Raw genomic sequence first — 17,113 nt, forward strand, 5'->3', positions numbered from 1 at the left:
CTCTAATAGAGAGTCAACCGCCATTTTATAAGAATTTATTCCTGCCTCTGATTCCGCACTCGAAAATCGGCAATAAAGGTTCTATATGGGCCGGCAAAGGAAGGAATATTCATGGCCCACATAGACCAGAGCGATGATTGGCGGGACCGCCACGCGCCGACGATCAGCGCCTTCGAGTCGCTGGCAATGGAGGCCTACAGCCATCTGCCGGACGAATTTCGTAAGCTAACGACCAATCTGACCATCGAGATCGAAGATTTCCCCGATGACGAAATCTTCGAGGATATGGCGCTGGAAACGCCCTTTGACCTGCTCGGCCTTTTCGAGGGCCGCGGCATCTCGGAACGCTTTACCGTGGAAACCGGTGAGATGCCGAACCGTATCCGCCTTTATCGCCGCCCGATCCTCGATTACTGGGCAGAAAACGACGAGACGCTGGGTGATATCATCACCCATGTGCTAATCCATGAGATCGGTCACCATTTCGGCCTCAGCGACGACGACATGGAGCGCATCGAGGCGAGCGCCGAAGAGGCTGCTCAACGCTGATCCCAAAGCCTTCCTGGTCAGATTGGACCATTCTGCCGGAACAGGAAGGCTCTATTGCTCGGATAGCTTCATGTCCGGATGATAATCCTTGCCTTCGACTTCCTTGAAGACCGCCTGGCCGCATTGCATCTGGCCAGTCGCAGCGTTGAAGGCATAGGTGGGCGAACCAGACAATAACCAGCCCTTGTTCAGCGCCGCCGTCACTTTGTGGCAGAAGGAAGCGTCGTCGGGACCGGTCAGGAAGCGATAGAGTTTCATTAGACGGGCTTTCGTGCAGAAACCAGGCGAGCTTTATGGACCAGAGCCTCCGCCTGGACAAGATGCAGCCGCTCAATCATCCGTCCACTCGCATTGATGACGTTGAGCCCCTCGGTGGCGGGGTCGGCAAAGGCGGCAATAATGGCCTCCGCCTCCGCGATCTCTTCCTCACTCGGCCCGAATTGCCGGTTGGCGGCTTCGATCTGCGCTGGATGGATCAGCATCTTGCCCACAAAACCCATGCCGCGGCCCTGCCCGCATTCGGCGTCGAAGCCATCGGCATCCCGGAAATCGTTGAAGACGCTGTCCAGCGCATCGAGCCCGTAGGCCTTGACCGCCAGAATGACCTGCATCAGCCACGGCACCAGATAAGTCCGTCCGGTCTGCGGCAGAACGCCCGTCTCCTTGCGCAGGTCGTTGAGGCCGACGACGAGACAATCGAGCCGAGATCCCGGCGTGCGGCCGGATTCGGCAATCGCTGCAGCATTCAGCACGCCGCGCGGCGTCTCGATCATCGCCCAGATGCGGAGTTCCTCCGGCGCATAGGCCTCGGCAAGCAGATCGCCGATAGCCATCACATCCTGCGGCTCATCCACTTTCGGAAGCAGAACGGCATCAGGCGACAGCGCCTTTACCAGCTCCAGGTCTGCCAGCCCAAAGCCGGATGACAAAGAATTGATGCGAATGATCCTTTCCTTGCTCTCGAGCGGCGGCCCGGCAAAAAACGTCTTCAGATTATCGCGTGCTTCCGTCTTCTTCTCAGGCGCTACGGAGTCCTCCAGATCGAAAATAATCGCATCGCAATCAAGGGAATGGGTCTTTTCAAGCGCACGCGTATTTATGGCGGGCACGCTCAATACCGAGCGGCGCAGTCGCAGGGAACGGAGAGGTGGTGTTCGGCTCATGGGACCATTAGTGCCAAGCTTCGCAAAGCCCGGCAAGACAACAAAAAGCCATGCTTACCTTGCAGAGAAGAAAAAGAAGGACCACATTCCTTTCCGTAGAAAGGTCTCAAACCAATGCAGAACATTCGCTCCATCTTCTTCATGCTGGCCGGCGCCACCGTTTTTGTGGCCATGCTGCTTCTTACCTTCTCGGTCACGCTCGCCGTTGGCGGCATTCTGACCGTGCTCATGGTCGGCCGCGCCCTTTCGATGAAGATGAAGCCCGCTCCCGTCCGCGCTCGCGCTGACGGCAAGCGCGAGATGCGCATCTGGAACGACGGCCGCGGCACGATCATCGATCTCTGATCACTTTATCGCTGAAAATCCTGGCCGACATTGTCGGCTCACGTTCGCATGCTACGTCCTTGAAGCAGCCGGGCATTCAGCCGGCACTTTAAGAACGAATGGAGGACGAGCATGGATGCGATGGAGAACAACCAGACCAAGATGCCGCCGGTCAAGAACGGCCTGCTTCCCTATCTCACGGTTGACGGCGCGGTTAAGGCTGCGGAATTTTACAAGAAGGCCTTTGGTGCTGAAGAAGCCTATATCGTGCCGCCAGATGAAAGCGGCCGTACGATGCATGTGCATCTGTACATCAACGGTAGTTCGCTGATGCTGTCGGATGCCTACCCGGAATATGGCCATCCCTTCAAAGGTCATGAAGGTTTTGCCATCCAGCTTGTCATCGATGATATCGATTCTTGGTGGAACCGGGCAGTGGCTGCCGGCGCCGAGGTGGTCATGCCGGTCGAGCTGATGTTCTGGGGCGATCGTTACGGCCAGCTTCGCGATCCGTTCGGCGTCCTTTGGGGTCTGAACGCACCGTCCAAGTAAAGAGGCTCGCGCAATCGGCAGGCCGCGCGAAACGCGTGGCCGCCTTTGGCGAAAGATTCTTCTTCATTTCGGCGGAAAACTGGAATAGATGCAAATTCAGAAAGTACGTTTTGCTGAAATGGAGCATTGGTCATGGATAAATTCGTGAAGCTCACGGGCGTCGCAGCCCCTCTGCCGGTCGTCAACATCGACACCGACATGATCATTCCGAAGGACTATCTGAAGACCATCAAGCGCACTGGCCTTGGCAAAGGCCTTTTCGCCGAAGCCCGTTATAACGAAGATGGTTCCGAAAACCCGGATTTCGTGCTGAATAAGCCGGCCTATCGCGAGGCCAAAATCCTGGTTGCTGGCGACAATTTCGGCTGCGGCTCCTCGCGCGAACACGCTCCGTGGGCGCTGCTCGACTTCGGCATCCGCTGCGTGATCTCCACCAGCTTCGCCGACATCTTCTACAACAACTGCTTCAAGAACGGCATCCTGCCGATCAAGGTCAGCCAGGAAGACCTCGACAAGCTGATGGACGACGCCGAGCGCGGCTCCAACGCAGTTCTGACCGTCGATCTCGAAAACCTCGAAATCACCGGTCCGGATGGCGGCTCGATCAAATTCGATCTCGATGAATTCAAGCGCCACTGCCTGCTGAACGGCCTCGATGATATCGGTCTGACTATGGAAAAGGGCAAGGCAATCGACGAATTCGAAAAGAAGAACGCCGTTTCGCACCCCTGGGCTGCTTAGGCCTGACGCATTGCCTATCGATCAAGCCGGGCTTTCGCCCGGCTTTTTCTTTGCTCGCAAGTCAGAGAAACCTCCCTTTCCAGGCATTCAGTTTTTCGAGCGACACGCCGATGCCGCCGCAGACTTCGATCAGCGGATTGTCAAAACGCGACAGCAGATCGGCATGCACATCGGCAACGGCAAGAGCCGCGCCACAGGCCGGCTCGACTAGGATGCGTTGCGCATCGGCAAATTTTCGGCAGGCGGCCACAGCATCGGCATCGCTGACGAGAACGCTCTCGATCGGATGATGCTTCGGCAGGTCGAAAACGTGCTGCGCCACTTGCCGCGCCCCGAGCGACGTGGCAATCGAGGTGATGGCCGGAAGAGAGATGCGTTCATTGGCTTTCAGGCTGGCATGGAACGACGCGGCCCCCTCCGTCTCGACGGCAATGACGGGCACGTCTGCAAGCCCGTTCCGCTTCAGTCCCTCGACGATACCGGCAAGCAACCCGCCGCCGCCGACGCTGGTAATGACGCAATCGAACTTTGCGCCCTTCGCCACGACTTCGTCGATCAGCGTCCCATGGCCATCCCAAAGAAGCGGGTGATCGAAGGGATGCACATAGGTTGCCTTGCGGCTTTCTGCGAGAGCAATCGCATGGGCATTGGCCTCGTCAAAGACAGATCCATGGACCAGCACATTGGCGCCCGTTGCAGCAATCGTCTGGCGCACATCCGGCGCCGTCGTCTCGGGCACCACGATCGTAACAGGCACACCGAGCGCCCGTCCGGCATAGGCTGCCGCAATGCCTGCATTACCACCGGACGCACAGAAAATCTCGCGTGCACCATTTTGAACCTCATGCTGGCAAAGCCGGCCGACGCCACGCAGCTTGAAACTGCCGGAGGGCTGCAGCGCATCGAGCTTCAGCCAGAGCGGCTTGCCGCTGGCGCTGTAATCGGGTGCCGTCTGGATGAGGGGCGTATCGAGATGAAGTGGCGCGAAAGACATGGGAGAATCCGAAAAAGAATAGACAGCGCTGCCGTTCTAGCCCGGTTGCCGGTACCGGGGCAACCTTGTCAGGGATCACAGGACGCGGGGGCAAGCGTACCGATTCACCCGTTCTCTCGCTTGAAATGGCTATTTCCGAGGTCTAAGAAGCCGCAGCTTGTTTTTCCGCGGAGGGTTTCATGACAGCGCGCAATCTTTTCCTGCTGCCGGGTGACGGCATCGGTCCCGAGGCCATGGGCGAAGTCCGCAAGATCATTGCTTACATGAACGAGGCGATGAATGCCGGCTTCGTCACGGACGAAGGCCTGGTTGGCGGCTGCGCCTATGATGCGCATGGTGCTGCAATCTCCGAAGACGATATGACGAAGGCACTTGCCGCCGATGCCGTGCTCTTCGGCGCTGTCGGTGGTCCGAAGTGGGATAGCGTTCCGTACGAAGTACGCCCGGAAGCAGGCCTCCTGCGCCTGCGCAAGGATCTGGAACTCTTCGCCAACCTGCGCCCGGCAATCTGCTATCCCGCACTCGCCTCCGCTTCATCGCTGAAGCCGGAGCTGGTCGAAGGCCTCGATATCCTCATCATCCGCGAGCTGACGGGCGGCGTCTATTTCGGAGAGCCGAAGGAAATCATCGATCTCGGCAATGGTCAGAAGCGCGGCATCGATACGCAGGTCTACGATACCTACGAGATTGAGCGGATTGCCGGTGTTGCCTTTGAAATGGCCCGCACCCGCAACAATCGCGTCTGCTCGATGGAAAAGCGCAACGTCATGAAGTCTGGCGTGCTCTGGAACCAGGTCGTGACCGAGACGCATAAGGCGAAATATTCCGACGTGCAGCTGGAGCACATGCTGGCCGATGCCGGCGGCATGCAGCTCGTGCGCCAGCCGAAGCAATTCGACGTCATCGTCACCGACAACCTCTTCGGCGACATGCTGTCCGACGTTGCCGCCATGCTGACAGGTTCGCTCGGGATGCTGCCGTCAGCCTCGCTTGGCGCACCTGATGGCAAGACCGGCAAGCGCAAGGCGCTCTATGAGCCGGTGCACGGCTCGGCACCGGACATTGCCGGCAAGGGCATTGCCAACCCGATCGCCATGATCGCCTCCTTCGCCATGTGCCTTCGCTACTCCTTCAACATGGTCACGGAAGCCGACAATTTGGAAAAGGCGATCGCCAACGTGCTCGACAAGGGCATTCGCACCGGCGATATCATGGCCGCGGGCAGCCACCAGGTCGGCACCGTCGAGATGGGTGACGCCATCCTCGATGAATTCAAGGCTCTTTCTGCCTGATATTTCACGTGAAACGCTTTTCGGCCCTTCGCACTTGGTGCGGAGGGCTTTTTATTGAAGCAGGGACAGTTGGAGTAGTCGTTATCAAGATTGCTCAAAATTATCTGTCGAAACACAGTGCCTGTCGTAATCTTGTGCATTTTTTCTGCCTATTCGTTACCCCCTAGGGTTATCCGGATAGTATAAATGCGGGCACTTTTAGTCTCTTTGGACAGGCGCCGGCGCAGAAGCCGCCGTGCGATGCCATCATTGCGGTGGCGTGCATGCCTTTTCATTACGCTGAACGCCGTCATCCTTTCCATGCTGATATTCGATGCCCCGATTGGTGCCGGCCGTCAACCGGAGCCTATTCAACGTTTCGGTGAAATGTTGACGGATTTTGGAAATTCCGCCTGGCTGATCCTCACCAGCGTCCTGCTCTTCTTCCACGGCAGAGCTGGTTACAAGCTCTTAAAAAGCGCAAGAGCAAAGGCCCAGGCACTCTATGTGAGCTGGATCGGCGCTTATCTTTTCACGACCGTCGTCTTTTCCGGCCTGCTCGCAAATCTCCTGAAACGGATGATCGGCCGCGCCCGCCCCGAACATTTCCAGGATCTCGGCGTGCTTTCCTTCACACCCTTCTCCGGCCATGCAGCACTGGAGAGTTTCCCATCAGGCCATTCGACTACGGTGGGGGCCTTCTTCGCTGCCTTCGCCCTGCTCTTTCCGCGCTACCGGGTTCCCTTCATCGCCTGCGCGATCTGGCTCAGCATGACGCGTGTCATGGTCGGCGCGCACTATCCAAGCGATGTCATTGCCGGCCTTGCTTTCGGTGCCTGGTTCTCGCTGCTGACGGCCATCGTCTACGCCCGTTATGGCCTGCTTTTCAAACTTGCGCCGGATGGCTGGCCGATGTCCAAGCGATACTTCCCAGATGCATAAAAATTGCGCATGAGGAAATAGTGCATGAAAAACCCGGCGCCTTTTGAGCGCCGGGGCTTTGTTTTCAAGATAACCGTGCGCCTTAATCCATCGCGTGAATATCACGGTTCTTCGTTTCCGGCAGGAACAGAACGCCGACAACCAACGTGATTGCTGCGAAGACGATTGGATACCAGAGGCCGTAATAAATGTTGCCAGCAGCCGCGCTCATCGCAAAGGCTGTTGCGGGCAGCAAGCCACCAAACCAGCCGTTGCCGATATGATAGGGCAGCGACATGCCGGTATAGCGAATGCGGGTCGGAAAGAGCTCGACCAGCAGGGCCGCGATCGGGCCGTAGACCATCGTCACGTAGAGCACGAGCACGAACAGGATGGCAGTCGTACCAACCCAGTTGACGCGAGCAGGATCGGCCACCATCGCGAACGACCCACCGCCAGGGATCGTGAAGACGGCCATATCGGTGATTCCTTTCGCCTCATCCGCCGTCAGCAACTTGCCGGCAACGAGCTTGTCGGCTGGCAGTGTTTCCTTCTGGCCGGCGCGTATCGCATCGGCGTTGAGAGCGAGTTCGGGATTGGCGGCGATGAAGGCATCGAGCTTGGCATCGGCAACCCTGGCCGCACCGCGGTTCAGCGGATAGCCAGCATCATGAAGAGCAAGATTGACGCTCTTTTCGAAAGCCGCATTGGTCTTGGCCGCATCGGCACCGGCTGCGATGGCATCGAAGCTGGTGATCGTGTGGTCACCGATCCTGACGGTTGCCGGCTGGCCAACCGGCCCCGGCACCACGTCATAAGGCACCGAGTTCTTGGTCAGAAACGCGGTTGCGATATCGCAGGAACTGGTGAACTTGGAGGTGCCGGTCGGATTGAACTGGAATCTGCAATCCGCCGGATCGGCCGTTACCGTTGCCCGGATCGTCGCCTGCGCCTCAAAGAGAGCTGGATTTGCCGTATAAGTCATCGCCTTGAACAACGGGAAGTAGGTGACCGCTGCAATCAGCAGGCCCGCCATGATGATCGGCTTGCGACCGATCCTGTCCGACAATCCGCCGAAGATGACGAAAAATGGCGTGGCGAGGAAGAGGGCGATCGCCACCATGACGTTGGCCGACTGCAGATCGACCTTCAGCACGTTCTGAAGGAAGAACAGGGCGTAGAACTGACCGCCGTACCAAATGACCGCCTGACCCATGGTAGCGCCGAGAAGCGCAATCAATGCGATCTTGGCATTCCGCCACTGGCCGAAGGCTTCCGTCAACGGCGCCTTCGATCCCTTACCTTCCGCCTTCATGCGCTGGAAGGCGGGCGATTCATTCATCTTCAACCGGATCCAAACGGAGATGCCGAGCAGGACGACGGAGACGAGGAACGGAATACGCCAGCCCCAGGCTGTAAAGGCGGGCGCGCCCATGATCGACTGGACCGTGACGATGACGATCAGCGACAGGAAGAGACCGAGCGTTGCCGTCGTCTGGATCCAGGATGTGAAATAGCCGCGACGGCCATGCGGCGCGTGCTCGGCAACGTAAGTGGCCGCACCACCGTATTCGCCGCCGAGCGCTAGGCCCTGCAGCAGGCGCAGGCCGATCAGGATGATCGGCGCGGCAATGCCGATGGAGGCAGCACCGGGCAGAACGCCGACCAGGAAGGTCGACAGACCCATGATGAGAATGGTCACCAGGAAAGTGTATTTGCGGCCGACGAGATCGCCGAGACGGCCGAAGACCAACGCGCCGAACGGACGCACCAGGAAGCCGGCAGCAAAAGCGAGCAGCGTGAAGATGTTACGCGTCGCTTCCGGATATTGGGTGAAATAGGTCGCGCCGATATAGGTGGCGAGCGAACCGTAAAGATAGAAATCATACCATTCGAAGACCGTGCCGAGCGACGAGGCGAAGATGACCTTCTTCTCCTCGCCTGTCATCGGACCGGCTTTCGTACCGTCGACGCTTGCGACATTTGCCATTGTCTGTCCTCCACAGAAGTGATGAGCAACGGTCGCGGCCTACCCTCCTCAAAGTATGCTGCTAGCCACGACACGCCTGATGAGAGTTTGACAGAAAAGGCAGGTCAGAAAGAGGGATGCTTTGGGATTATGACTTTAGTCTAAGCAACGGCACGCAGGCGCGCGCGCGAGGCCATCACGATCAGGCGCGTAGCGCTTGGGCAGGAGATTGTCTGTAGGCAAGGACTGCCGGCAAAGCAGCCAGGATGGCGGCGAAAGCGAGCAGGACTGTTGCGAGCACCCTGTCTTCGCGGGTGAAGCCGACTGGCAAGGCAACGCCGCTGCTTTGTGAGAAGAAGCCTGAAAGCGCAAGCGCGGCACCATAGCCGAACGCAAAGCCAAGGCCGATGCCGATCGCGACCAGGGTGAAAAACTCCAGCCAGACGATGCCGAAGATTGCACCGCGGGGCGCCCCGAAGGCACGCAGCGCGCCAATCTGGCGGCGACGCTGGCCGATATGGATAACCGTCACGAGGATCAGCGAGGCGGCGACAAGCGCCTGCGCACCGGAGGCGACGGCAACAAGAATCTGCTTCGCATCGCCGAGCGTCGCATAGAGATTGGTCAGCACTTCGCCCGGAAACACCGCGATCGTCGTGCCGTTGCGATAATCCTGCCGTAGCTTATAGGCATCGGCAATGGTCTTTGGCTTGACGAGAATGGCTGGCAGACCCGGCGTTCCCGCTGTCCAGTTTTCGTTCAGACCCGCATGGGGATCGGGCTCGGCATGATGGTGACCCTGCTCATGCCCATCTTCCGCATGTGCCGCTTCACCAGGCTCTTCGTGATCATCATGTTCTTCACCCGCTCCCAGCCCGTGGATGTGCCAGACAGCCTGGATAGGAACGAGGATAGCGCGATCCCACGCAGTACCTGTCGGCTGCAGGCGACCGGTGACCTGATAGGCAAGTTCCGTATGCGTATGGCCGCCCGTTTCGACCGTACCATGCATCGGCTTGATTTCACTGCCGATTGCGAGATTGACGGCAGAGCCGATAACTGCCTCGCCTTCGTTCGAGAAAACCTTTCCCTCCGAAAAGCTGCCGGAGATCCTCTCGGTCAACGCCCGTGTCGTGCCGACGATCGGATGGCCGGAAAACGAATCTCCGAAGCCGACGGGGGCCGCCCACTCGACACGCGGATCGGCGGTAAGCTTCACAAGAATATCGCCAGACATCAGCGGCAGCGCGGATGGCTGCAGGAAGACGGAAGAGAGCACGAGCTGGGTCTCACTACCACCCGCGCCGACCACGAGATCGAACTTGTCGGCCGCACGCGCGCTGCCAAGACGCAGGGCCCGCTCCTCAAGAATGACGGAGACGCCGAGCGCGGTCGCAATGGCCACCAGCAGCACGACAACCAGAGAACCGGCCCAGAGACGGCGAAGATCGGCGAGGATGAAGCGGATCATGCGGCCGGCCCCTTGATGGTCGAATCCTCGACGATGCGGCCAGACCGAAACGTCAGGCGGCGATCGAGACGGCTGGCAAGGCGAAGATCGTGAGACACGACGATCAGCGTGCTGCCTTCAGCAATCGCGAGATCGAGAAGCAGATCGCCAACGGCATCACCACTTTCAGCATCGAGACTGGCCGTCGGCTCGTCGGCAACGATGACGCCGGGTTTGCGCAACAACGCCCGAGCGATTGCGACGCGCTGCATTTCGCCACGCGACATAGTCTCAATCCTCTGTCCGGCGCGGCCAAGGCCGACGATCTTGAGGAGATCATGCGCGCGCTCGATGATCGCCGACGTGGCAGCGTTGGCAAGACGCGCGGGCAGCAGCACGTTTTCGACGGCCGAAAGGCCAGGAAAAAGATGAAACTCCTGCATGACCAATCCGATATTGGCAGCGCGAAACCGGTCACGGCGAGTTTCAGAGAGTGCAGCAATATCCTCGCCATTCCAGCGAATGCGGCCTTCGAGCACCCGCTCCAGCCCGGTGACGACGTTGACGAAGGTGCTCTTGCCGGAACCCGAGGCGCCGGTCACGGCGATACGGCTGCCGGCATCAATCGACAGATGATCGATAGCGAGCGCAGGCGCCGATAGGCCGGAAAAGGTCATGATCAGTTGTTCGATTTCGAGGGCCAGCATCGATGCTCAAACGGTGGAATATTCGGCCTGGCGGATGCGCAGCAGGCTCACAAACCCAGTTTCCGGATCCTTCCAGGAACCATATTCGAGCGTGCCACGCACTTCGATCGTCTGGCTCGGCTGCACGAAGGTCTGTTTCTCGCCAAGATAGACGACGACGATATTGTCAGGCCAATCAGCATCCCAGGAGCAGAAAGGGCACAGCGACATCGGCACTTCGGTCAACACGAAGAATTGCGCTTCTGCTTTCAGCGGCGGTGCCATGAAGCCCTTCATGCTGATGTCCCTGCCGGCAAGCGTTTTTACCTTGTCGGAAAACTCAAGCCCGAGGACGCCGAACTTGCCATAGAGTTCGTCGAAGGTAAGCGAGGCATCGGCCGCGCGGGCAGCGGAAGCCGCAAAAGGCATGAGGCCCAACGCCCCGATAAACCCCCGACGGGTGAAGCGCAGGGAAGAAAGCTTTTCCATATCGGTCTCCAGCAAGCGAATCCCCGGCCACGTAGGCCGGGAACATGATTGGCGAAGAGTGAGGGCCAAAGCCCTGACGGATCAGTTCGTCTGCTTGGCGCCGAGAGCGAAGGTATCGGCCAGCACGCGGTAGACGTCGCTCTGTTCCATGTAGCCCTTAAAGCCTTCAGAGCCGGGGCCGGTCGCCTGCAGGATGACGTCATCGACCGTGTGGGCGCCGGAAGCCTGGCTCTTCGGCAGATTGCCCTGGACGAAGACGGCGCCGGGTATGTCCTTGTAGGCTTCGTTGGCGACGAACTCCTTCTTCTCGTTCTGGACTGCGGGGGCGAACGGGTTGTCCAGTTTCGGGCGGAAGGTTTCGTAATGGTCCGGATAGTTCGAGACGAACATGGCGAGGCGCTTGGAAACGTCGAGATTATCCGGATAGCCATCATTGTTGGCGTCGACATAATTGGTGAAGCCGCGGCCAGCGACCTTCTCACGCATATCGGTGCCTTCGACCGTGTCATCGACCGTGCCGACGATCGTGATGCCGTGTGTGTGGTCGCCGGTAACGACGATCAGCGTGTCGGGGTTCTTGGCGGCGAATTCCTTCGCAAGGCCGACGGCCTTGTCGAACTCGATCGTATCGACGACGGCGCGCTCGTTATCGAGCGGATGTGTCATCTTGTCGATATTGGCGCCTTCGACCATCAGGAAGAAGCCTTCCGGATTCTTCGAAAGCGTGTCGAGCGCGACCTTCGTCATCTCGACGAGGCCAGGCTGGGCAGGAAACTTGCCGACGGTGCCCTTCTTCAGGAATTCGCGGTCGAGTGTCGTATCCATGTTGCCGGTATGGAACAGGCCGAGGATCTTACCGTCATTGGCGCCAGCAGCCGCAGCAAGTTCCGTCTTGTCGATTGCGAGCTTATAGCCGGCGTCCTGGAACATCTTCACGTAGTCCTTGTCGTCCTTGCGCTTCGAGCCAGCAGTTGCCTGCGGCAGGAAATAGGCCGAGCCGCCGCCGAGGATGACATCCGGCTTGACGTCGAACAGCATGCCGGTGATCTCAGCCTTGTCGTCGCGGCGACGAGTGTGGGAGACGACGGCAGCCGGGGTCGCGTCCTGCACTTCCGAGGTCGTTACCACGCCGATCGACTTGGCGGTCTGACGGCGAAGGGCTTCACCGAGGGTTTCGACGCGCGGATCGTCCAGCGTGTCGAGCGTGCGGTCGGCATAAACGCCTAACGAGTTGATGGCACCCTTATGGCCGCTCATATAGGCGGACATGGTGTTGGCGCTATCGGTAGTAATTGAGTCCGTGGCAGACGTGCCGATGAAGGCCATATGGTCGAGGTCGTCCATGTTCAGATAGCCGTTCACCTTGCCCTCTGTCATGCCCTTGGACATGATGCGGGCGGCGGTTCGGTGAGCGACGGAAAGGCCGTCACCGAGGAAGAAGATAACGTTCTTGGCCTTCGGCTGCGTGCTCGTGCCGTAAACATCCCAAGTCACGGCCTTCTTTTCGTCGCCCGCGGCGACTTCAATCTTGTAGGTGCCTGGAGCGGCGATCTTCAGGCCGCGCAGAATGAGCGCGGAACCGAGAGCTTTGTCGTCCTTGCCCTTTTCCAGTTCTACAAACTTGGCCTCGCCCCCGAGGACAGTTTTGTAATCCTGGCCGTTGACCGTGATCTTTACGTCTTCCGGCTTGACCTGCTTGGAGAGCTCGACCTTGAAATCGAATGGCGAGCCGCAAAGAATCGTGGCACGATCAAGCGGATAGATCGAAGCTGCCTGAGCAGCGCCGGCAAGAATGGTGGTGGCCGCGAAAGCAGCGAGAAGCATACGCATGGAAAAACCCCCGTTTTTCGTTGCAGTCGTTACAACGTGGCCGGGATACCGCCCGGCAGTGACAGGGGGATGACAAAACGCCGCAGCATTGCAGTGCCGTGCTCCTATACCGATCGCACGAGCAAAAACCTTGACTCCTGTGGAAAACCTTTTATGAGCAACGACGGAAAAGGAATATCCATGGTTCGCCACGAGCACGCCATCGCTGAGCGCAATAACCTGGCACAAATTGCCAGGCTGGATTTTGCCATTCCGGTTTCTTCCAAAACCAAGGCCAAAACGACGACGAAAACCGTCTGACGTCTCTGGCCTGCCGCTCTCTCCCCGGCCCGGCCGGGGACAGGAAGCCGCGATGATGTCGCAGCTTTCCCCCTCACTGGACAAGAGGAGAGAAGAGAAAGAGAGCTTGAGAAATGGGTTTCAAAGTTGCAATCGCCGGAGCGACCGGAAATGTCGGGCGGGAAATGCTCAACATTCTCTCCGAGCGCGGTTTCCCGGCTGATGAAGTCGTAGCACTCGCCTCCGCCCGCTCCCAGGGCACCGAGGTTTCCTACGGCGACCGGACACTGAAAGTCTCCAATCTGGAGAATTATGATTTCTCCGATACCGATATTTGCCTGATGTCGGCCGGCGGCGAAGTTTCCAAGCGCGTCTCTCCGAAGATCGGCCAGCAGGGCTGCGTCGTCATCGACAATTCCTCGGCCTGGCGCTACGACGCCGACGTGCCGCTGATCGTTCCGGAAGTGAACCCGGACGCGATCTCGCTCTTTACCAAGCGCAACATCATCGCCAACCCGAATTGCTCGACCGCCCAGCTCGTCGTCGCGCTGAAGCCGCTGCATGACTTCGCCAAGATCAAGCGTGTTGTCGTCTCGACCTATCAGTCGGTTTCCGGTGCCGGCAAGGACGGCATGGACGAGCTCTTCAATCAGACGCGTGCTGTCTTCGTTGCGGACCCGATCGAAAATAAGAAGTTCACTAAGCGGATCGCTTTCAACGTCATCCCGCACATCGACGTGTTCATGGAAGACGGCTACACGAAGGAAGAATGGAAGGTTCTGGCTGAAACCAAGAAGATGCTGGATCCGAAGATCAAGGTGACCTGCACTGCCGTGCGCGTTCCCGTCTTCATCGGCCATTCGGAAGCCGTCAACATCGAGTTCGAAAACGAGATCACCGCCGATCAGGCGCGCGACATACTGCGCGAGGCACCGGGCTGCCTTGTCATCGACAAGCGCGAGGACGGCGGCTATATCACGCCTTACGAATCCGCTGGCGAAGACGCGACCTACATTTCGCGCATCCGCGAGGACGCAACCGTCGAGAACGGCCTCAACATCTGGGTGGTCTCCGACAACCTGCGCAAGGGTGCCGCTCTCAACGCCATCCAGATTGCCGAGCTGCTTGTCAACCGCGGTCTCGTCAAGCCGCGCAAGCAGGCAGCCTGATACCATTTGTGAACCATCAAATGCTAAAGCCCTGCTCGACGAGCGGGGCTTTTTCGGGCATATGCGGCCGTATAAGCGCTCGCTAAAAGGTGATCGTGACAAAATCGAGCGTGGCTGGCATTCTCTTGCCCGGCTTAAAAACTAGGCAGATCGAGAACGGGGTTTCATAATGCGCATGATAAAGTTGTTTCTGGTGGCCGCCGCGGCAATGGGCGTCCTCCATGCGGTACCGGCATTTGCGCAGGGCCCGCAATGCGGCAATACCAGTGCTGGTTTTGATGCCTGGGTTGCCGACTTCAAGCAGACGGCAGCAGCGAACGGCGTCAGCCAGTCGGTCCTCAACCGCGCCTTCGCAAATGTCAGCTACAATAGGCCGACGATTTCAGCCGACCGTGGCCAGAAGAGCTTCAAACTGTCCTTCGACGAGTTCATGAAGAAGCGCGGCGGTGCTGCCGTCATCTCTCGTGGCCGTTCGATGAAAGCCGCCAACCAGCCGCTTTTTGCCTCTATCGAGCGCCGTTTTGGCGTTCCGGCCGGCCCGCTGATCGCCATCTGGGGCATGGAAACCGGCTTTGGCAGCTATATGGGTAACCAGCATACGATGTCGGCCGTCTCCACCCTCGCTTATGACTGCCGCCGTTCGGAATATTTCACCGATCAGCTTTATGCAGCCCTGCAGCTCGTTTCAGAGGGCTACCTCAGCCCGCAAGCCCGAGGTGCTGCCCACGGCGAAATTGGCCAGACCCAATTCCTGCCGCGCAACGTCGTAAGCTACGGCGCCGACGGTGACGGTGACGGCCGCATCGATATGGTCGGATCCCGCGCCGACGCCCTAGCGTCGACCGCCAATTTCCTCAAAGGCCATGGTTGGCGTGCCGGCGCCGGTTACCAGCCGGGCGAGCCGAACTTCGTTGCCATCCAGGGCTGGAATGCCGCGACGGTCTATCAGCAGGCAATCGCCTATATCGGCCAGCAGATCGACGGCAATTGAAGAGACAATAAGAAGCTAATGTGAGCGCCGCATGAGAATGCGGCGTTTTCATATGCAGAAATCCTAGGTGCTGTCGGCAGCATTACGTCGCCCCTCGTGCGAGGAGGCCGTGGGAACGACCGGTCCGGCGACGACGCAATTGCGTCCTGAAGCCTTGGCTGCATAAAGCGCCAGGTCGGCGCGCTTCACCAGATCATCGAAATTGCGGTTGCTCGTGGCATTTGCACGACCCGCGCAGCCAAAGCTCGCTGTAACTCGCAAAAGCTCGCCGCTCGGCAGCTCGATATCCGCAGCCTCGATGGCCAATCGGACACGTTCCGCGACGGTGGCCGCATCCTCGGGCATCGAATCCGGAAGAAGTGCCATAAACTCCTCTCCTCCATGGCGAACCAGAAGATCGAAGGAGCGGAAATTTTCCCGTGCGATGCGGGCTACCTGCTTCAGCACTATATCGCCGGCATCATGGCCATGCGCGTCGTTGATCTTCTTGAAGTGATCGAGATCGAATAGCACGACGGAAATCCAGCGTGATCCATACTCAGCTTGCGTCAGGAGCGCTAAAGCGGCAGCTTCGAAACCACGGCGATTGTAAAGGCCTGTCAGAAGATCGGTTTGGGCGGCATTGCGCAGCTCATTGACAAGCAATTCACGCTCTTCGGTGACACGAGCGACGAGACGAACGCCCCGAACTGCAAGCACTGCAATAAGGGCAACAAGCAGCACCAATCCGGATGACAGCGCAAGCACGACTGTCATGTGAATATGCGAGCGCATCGACAGCTTCTGCCCGGTCACATGGATGTCGTCGGTGACGGAATCGATCTTCTGTCTCAGAAAATCCAGCCGCTCATTCTGGATACCAAGCCATTTGTCCCGGATCGTTTTATCCGGCCGCAGCGCACCGGAAACCATGGCCTGGGTGAGGGTATCGGCCCAGACCTCGTCAGGTTGGGCTCGATAGACAAGAATTTCCCGCACGACGGACGAAGAAGATTGGAAGCGCAGGCGATCCATGCCGTTACCGAGCATCATCTCGCCCTGGACGAGCTGCCCATGCGACATAGGTGAGAAATCGGCGCGGTCGAAGTAACGCTGCCCGAGGCTACCGATCAGCCGCTCGCCATAATAGGTCAGCAAGATGCTCATCAGCTCGTTAGATTTGCGCAACAGCACGGGGTCGTGGATCCGTGACGAAAGTGATTCGACAAGGCCAAGTTGCTTCAGCCCAGCCTGACCATAGATGTGAACCGGGTTGCCATCCTTGCCGTAATACCCCTGATCGACCGCCGAACGGGTGGCGATGATGCGGCTATAGGCGAGGCGGAGATCGGAAAGCTGCGACTGCAGGCCGAGATCGAGCGTTCCGATAGGCGGAATGCTGGCGTTGAAATGCGCGCGTTCGCTGTCGAGCGCGCTGCGCCTTTCCTTCATGGACGCCTTGGTCGCCTCGTCGGGATTGTTAACATAGATTCGCGTCGCAACCAGTTCTGCTAGGATCTCATTAGCGGCAATTGATCCTCCACGAGCAAGAACATCCGCAAAGAGGTGGTCATTTTCGAGCGCCTGGTATTGCATGAGCGAAGAGCGGATCAACACCACTCCTTCGGCAACCATGAAGACGAACGGCAGCAGGATAGCGACCAACACTGCCCTGCTTGTGTTCTTGAATTTCACTGATTCGAAATTCATGACCAATCCGCGCGCGTTGCACCTTGTAAGCGAGCTTATTGGAATA

At 58.6% G+C, this 17,113-nt stretch carries 18 protein-coding genes; 9 read left to right on the forward strand and 9 right to left on the reverse strand.

What is annotated here, in order from left to right; translation table 11 throughout:
- Positions 1 to 111: 111 nt before the first annotated feature.
- A complete protein-coding gene (locus FHX08_RS24765) occupies positions 112 to 549 on the forward strand; it encodes a metallopeptidase family protein (protein ID WP_132656076.1) in 438 nt (145 codons plus the stop codon).
- A gap of 51 nt (positions 550 to 600) precedes the next feature.
- Here FHX08_RS24765 and FHX08_RS24770 read toward each other — a convergent pair whose 3' ends face one another.
- Entirely contained in the window at positions 601 to 807 is a 207-nt protein-coding gene (locus FHX08_RS24770; protein WP_132656078.1) for a DUF1737 domain-containing protein, read from the reverse strand.
- The gene (locus FHX08_RS24775) at positions 807 to 1,712 is read right to left on the reverse strand and encodes a CoA ester lyase (RefSeq protein ID WP_132656080.1); all 906 of its coding nucleotides are present in this window, start codon (positions 1,710 to 1,712) and stop codon (positions 807 to 809) included. Before FHX08_RS24775 ends, FHX08_RS24770 begins: the two co-directional genes overlap by 1 nt.
- A gap of 114 nt (positions 1,713 to 1,826) precedes the next feature.
- On the opposite strand from FHX08_RS24775, the gene FHX08_RS24780 reads away from it, so the two are divergent.
- The 3 genes from FHX08_RS24780 (at position 1,827) to leuD (ending at position 3,329) form a co-directional block, all read left to right on the forward strand.
- Positions 1,827 to 2,057, forward strand: a complete 231-nt coding sequence (locus tag FHX08_RS24780; protein WP_007824784.1) for a hypothetical protein — start codon at positions 1,827 to 1,829, stop codon at positions 2,055 to 2,057.
- Positions 2,058 to 2,168: 111 nt separating this feature from the next.
- A complete protein-coding gene (locus FHX08_RS24785; protein WP_132656082.1) occupies positions 2,169 to 2,588 on the forward strand; it encodes a glyoxalase/bleomycin resistance/extradiol dioxygenase family protein in 420 nt (139 codons plus the stop codon).
- 132 nt (positions 2,589 to 2,720) lie between these two features.
- Complete coding sequence (leuD, locus tag FHX08_RS24790) at positions 2,721 to 3,329, forward strand: 3-isopropylmalate dehydratase small subunit (protein WP_132656084.1); 609 nt, start codon at positions 2,721 to 2,723, stop codon at positions 3,327 to 3,329.
- 61 nt (positions 3,330 to 3,390) lie between these two features.
- Here the strand turns inward: leuD and FHX08_RS24795 are convergent, their stop codons facing one another.
- Positions 3,391 to 4,323: a pyridoxal-phosphate dependent enzyme gene (locus FHX08_RS24795; RefSeq protein ID WP_132656086.1), complete on the reverse strand. Its 933-nt coding sequence runs from the start codon at positions 4,321 to 4,323 to the stop codon at positions 3,391 to 3,393.
- A 179-nt stretch (positions 4,324 to 4,502) separates the two neighbouring features.
- On the opposite strand from FHX08_RS24795, the gene leuB reads away from it, so the two are divergent.
- Together leuB and lpxE are read left to right on the forward strand one after the other, a co-directional pair.
- Positions 4,503 to 5,615, forward strand: a complete 1,113-nt coding sequence (gene leuB, locus FHX08_RS24800) for a 3-isopropylmalate dehydrogenase (RefSeq protein ID WP_132656088.1) — start codon at positions 4,503 to 4,505, stop codon at positions 5,613 to 5,615.
- A gap of 186 nt (positions 5,616 to 5,801) precedes the next feature.
- On the forward strand, positions 5,802 to 6,536 hold the full coding sequence (gene lpxE, locus FHX08_RS24805; protein WP_184327723.1) for a lipid A 1-phosphatase LpxE: 735 nt from the start codon (positions 5,802 to 5,804) through the stop codon (positions 6,534 to 6,536).
- A gap of 82 nt (positions 6,537 to 6,618) precedes the next feature.
- On the opposite strand, the gene FHX08_RS24810 is transcribed toward lpxE, so the two are convergent.
- The 5 genes from FHX08_RS24810 to FHX08_RS24830 form a co-directional block, all read right to left on the reverse strand.
- Positions 6,619 to 8,505 (reverse strand): MFS transporter, encoded by a 1,887-nt coding sequence (locus FHX08_RS24810; RefSeq protein ID WP_184327724.1) that lies wholly within the window; start codon positions 8,503 to 8,505, stop codon positions 6,619 to 6,621.
- A 181-nt stretch (positions 8,506 to 8,686) separates the two neighbouring features.
- Entirely contained in the window at positions 8,687 to 9,955 is a 1,269-nt protein-coding gene (locus FHX08_RS24815) for an ABC transporter permease (protein ID WP_132656094.1), read from the reverse strand.
- The gene (locus FHX08_RS24820; protein WP_132656096.1) at positions 9,952 to 10,641 is read right to left on the reverse strand and encodes an ABC transporter ATP-binding protein; all 690 of its coding nucleotides are present in this window, start codon (positions 10,639 to 10,641) and stop codon (positions 9,952 to 9,954) included. Before FHX08_RS24820 ends, FHX08_RS24815 begins: the two co-directional genes overlap by 4 nt.
- 6 nt (positions 10,642 to 10,647) lie before the next feature.
- A complete protein-coding gene (locus tag FHX08_RS24825) occupies positions 10,648 to 11,109 on the reverse strand; it encodes a hypothetical protein (protein WP_132656098.1) in 462 nt (153 codons plus the stop codon).
- Between the two features lie 81 nt (positions 11,110 to 11,190).
- A complete protein-coding gene (locus FHX08_RS24830) occupies positions 11,191 to 12,939 on the reverse strand; it encodes an alkaline phosphatase (RefSeq protein ID WP_132656100.1) in 1,749 nt (582 codons plus the stop codon).
- A gap of 69 nt (positions 12,940 to 13,008) precedes the next feature.
- Between FHX08_RS24830 and FHX08_RS24835 the strand changes: the two genes are divergently transcribed.
- From FHX08_RS24835 to FHX08_RS24845, 3 genes are all read left to right on the forward strand, one after another.
- Complete coding sequence (locus FHX08_RS24835; RefSeq protein WP_132656102.1) at positions 13,009 to 13,239, forward strand: hypothetical protein; 231 nt, start codon at positions 13,009 to 13,011, stop codon at positions 13,237 to 13,239.
- Positions 13,240 to 13,352: 113 nt separating this feature from the next.
- Positions 13,353 to 14,387 (forward strand): aspartate-semialdehyde dehydrogenase, encoded by a 1,035-nt coding sequence (locus FHX08_RS24840; RefSeq protein WP_132656104.1) that lies wholly within the window; start codon positions 13,353 to 13,355, stop codon positions 14,385 to 14,387.
- Positions 14,388 to 14,556: 169 nt separating this feature from the next.
- Positions 14,557 to 15,378 carry a lytic transglycosylase domain-containing protein gene (locus tag FHX08_RS24845; RefSeq protein WP_132656106.1) on the forward strand — a complete coding sequence of 274 codons (822 nt, stop codon included), beginning with the start codon at positions 14,557 to 14,559 and terminating at the stop codon, positions 15,376 to 15,378.
- A gap of 63 nt (positions 15,379 to 15,441) precedes the next feature.
- On the opposite strand, the gene FHX08_RS24850 is transcribed toward FHX08_RS24845, so the two are convergent.
- Positions 15,442 to 17,052: a GGDEF domain-containing protein gene (locus FHX08_RS24850; protein WP_184327747.1), complete on the reverse strand. Its 1,611-nt coding sequence runs from the start codon at positions 17,050 to 17,052 to the stop codon at positions 15,442 to 15,444.
- Positions 17,053 to 17,113: the final 61 nt, after the last annotated feature.

The organism is Rhizobium sp. BK529, from assembly GCF_014194105.1.
GTDB lineage: Bacteria > Pseudomonadota > Alphaproteobacteria > Rhizobiales > Rhizobiaceae > Rhizobium.

Bases quoted from the DNA above. Each gene is read 5' to 3' on its own strand.
- FHX08_RS24765 (WP_132656076.1), top strand. From the start codon at position 112: ATGGCCCACATAGACCAGAGCGATGATTGGCGGGACCGCCACGCGCCG.
- FHX08_RS24770 (WP_132656078.1), bottom strand. From the start codon at position 807: ATGAAACTCTATCGCTTCCTGACCGGTCCCGACGACGCTTCCTTCTGC.
- FHX08_RS24775 (WP_132656080.1), bottom strand. From the start codon at position 1,712: ATGAGCCGAACACCACCTCTCCGTTCCCTGCGACTGCGCCGCTCGGTA.
- FHX08_RS24780 (WP_007824784.1), top strand. From the start codon at position 1,827: ATGCAGAACATTCGCTCCATCTTCTTCATGCTGGCCGGCGCCACCGTT.
- FHX08_RS24785 (WP_132656082.1), top strand. From the start codon at position 2,169: ATGGATGCGATGGAGAACAACCAGACCAAGATGCCGCCGGTCAAGAAC.
- leuD (WP_132656084.1), top strand. From the start codon at position 2,721: ATGGATAAATTCGTGAAGCTCACGGGCGTCGCAGCCCCTCTGCCGGTC.
- FHX08_RS24795 (WP_132656086.1), bottom strand. From the start codon at position 4,323: ATGTCTTTCGCGCCACTTCATCTCGATACGCCCCTCATCCAGACGGCA.
- leuB (WP_132656088.1), top strand. From the start codon at position 4,503: ATGACAGCGCGCAATCTTTTCCTGCTGCCGGGTGACGGCATCGGTCCC.
- lpxE (WP_184327723.1), top strand. From the start codon at position 5,802: ATGCGGGCACTTTTAGTCTCTTTGGACAGGCGCCGGCGCAGAAGCCGC.
- FHX08_RS24810 (WP_184327724.1), bottom strand. From the start codon at position 8,505: ATGGCAAATGTCGCAAGCGTCGACGGTACGAAAGCCGGTCCGATGACA.
- FHX08_RS24815 (WP_132656094.1), bottom strand. From the start codon at position 9,955: ATGATCCGCTTCATCCTCGCCGATCTTCGCCGTCTCTGGGCCGGTTCT.
- FHX08_RS24820 (WP_132656096.1), bottom strand. From the start codon at position 10,641: ATGCTGGCCCTCGAAATCGAACAACTGATCATGACCTTTTCCGGCCTA.
- FHX08_RS24825 (WP_132656098.1), bottom strand. From the start codon at position 11,109: ATGGAAAAGCTTTCTTCCCTGCGCTTCACCCGTCGGGGGTTTATCGGG.
- FHX08_RS24830 (WP_132656100.1), bottom strand. From the start codon at position 12,939: ATGCGTATGCTTCTCGCTGCTTTCGCGGCCACCACCATTCTTGCCGGC.
- FHX08_RS24835 (WP_132656102.1), top strand. From the start codon at position 13,009: ATGACAAAACGCCGCAGCATTGCAGTGCCGTGCTCCTATACCGATCGC.
- FHX08_RS24840 (WP_132656104.1), top strand. From the start codon at position 13,353: ATGGGTTTCAAAGTTGCAATCGCCGGAGCGACCGGAAATGTCGGGCGG.
- FHX08_RS24845 (WP_132656106.1), top strand. From the start codon at position 14,557: ATGCGCATGATAAAGTTGTTTCTGGTGGCCGCCGCGGCAATGGGCGTC.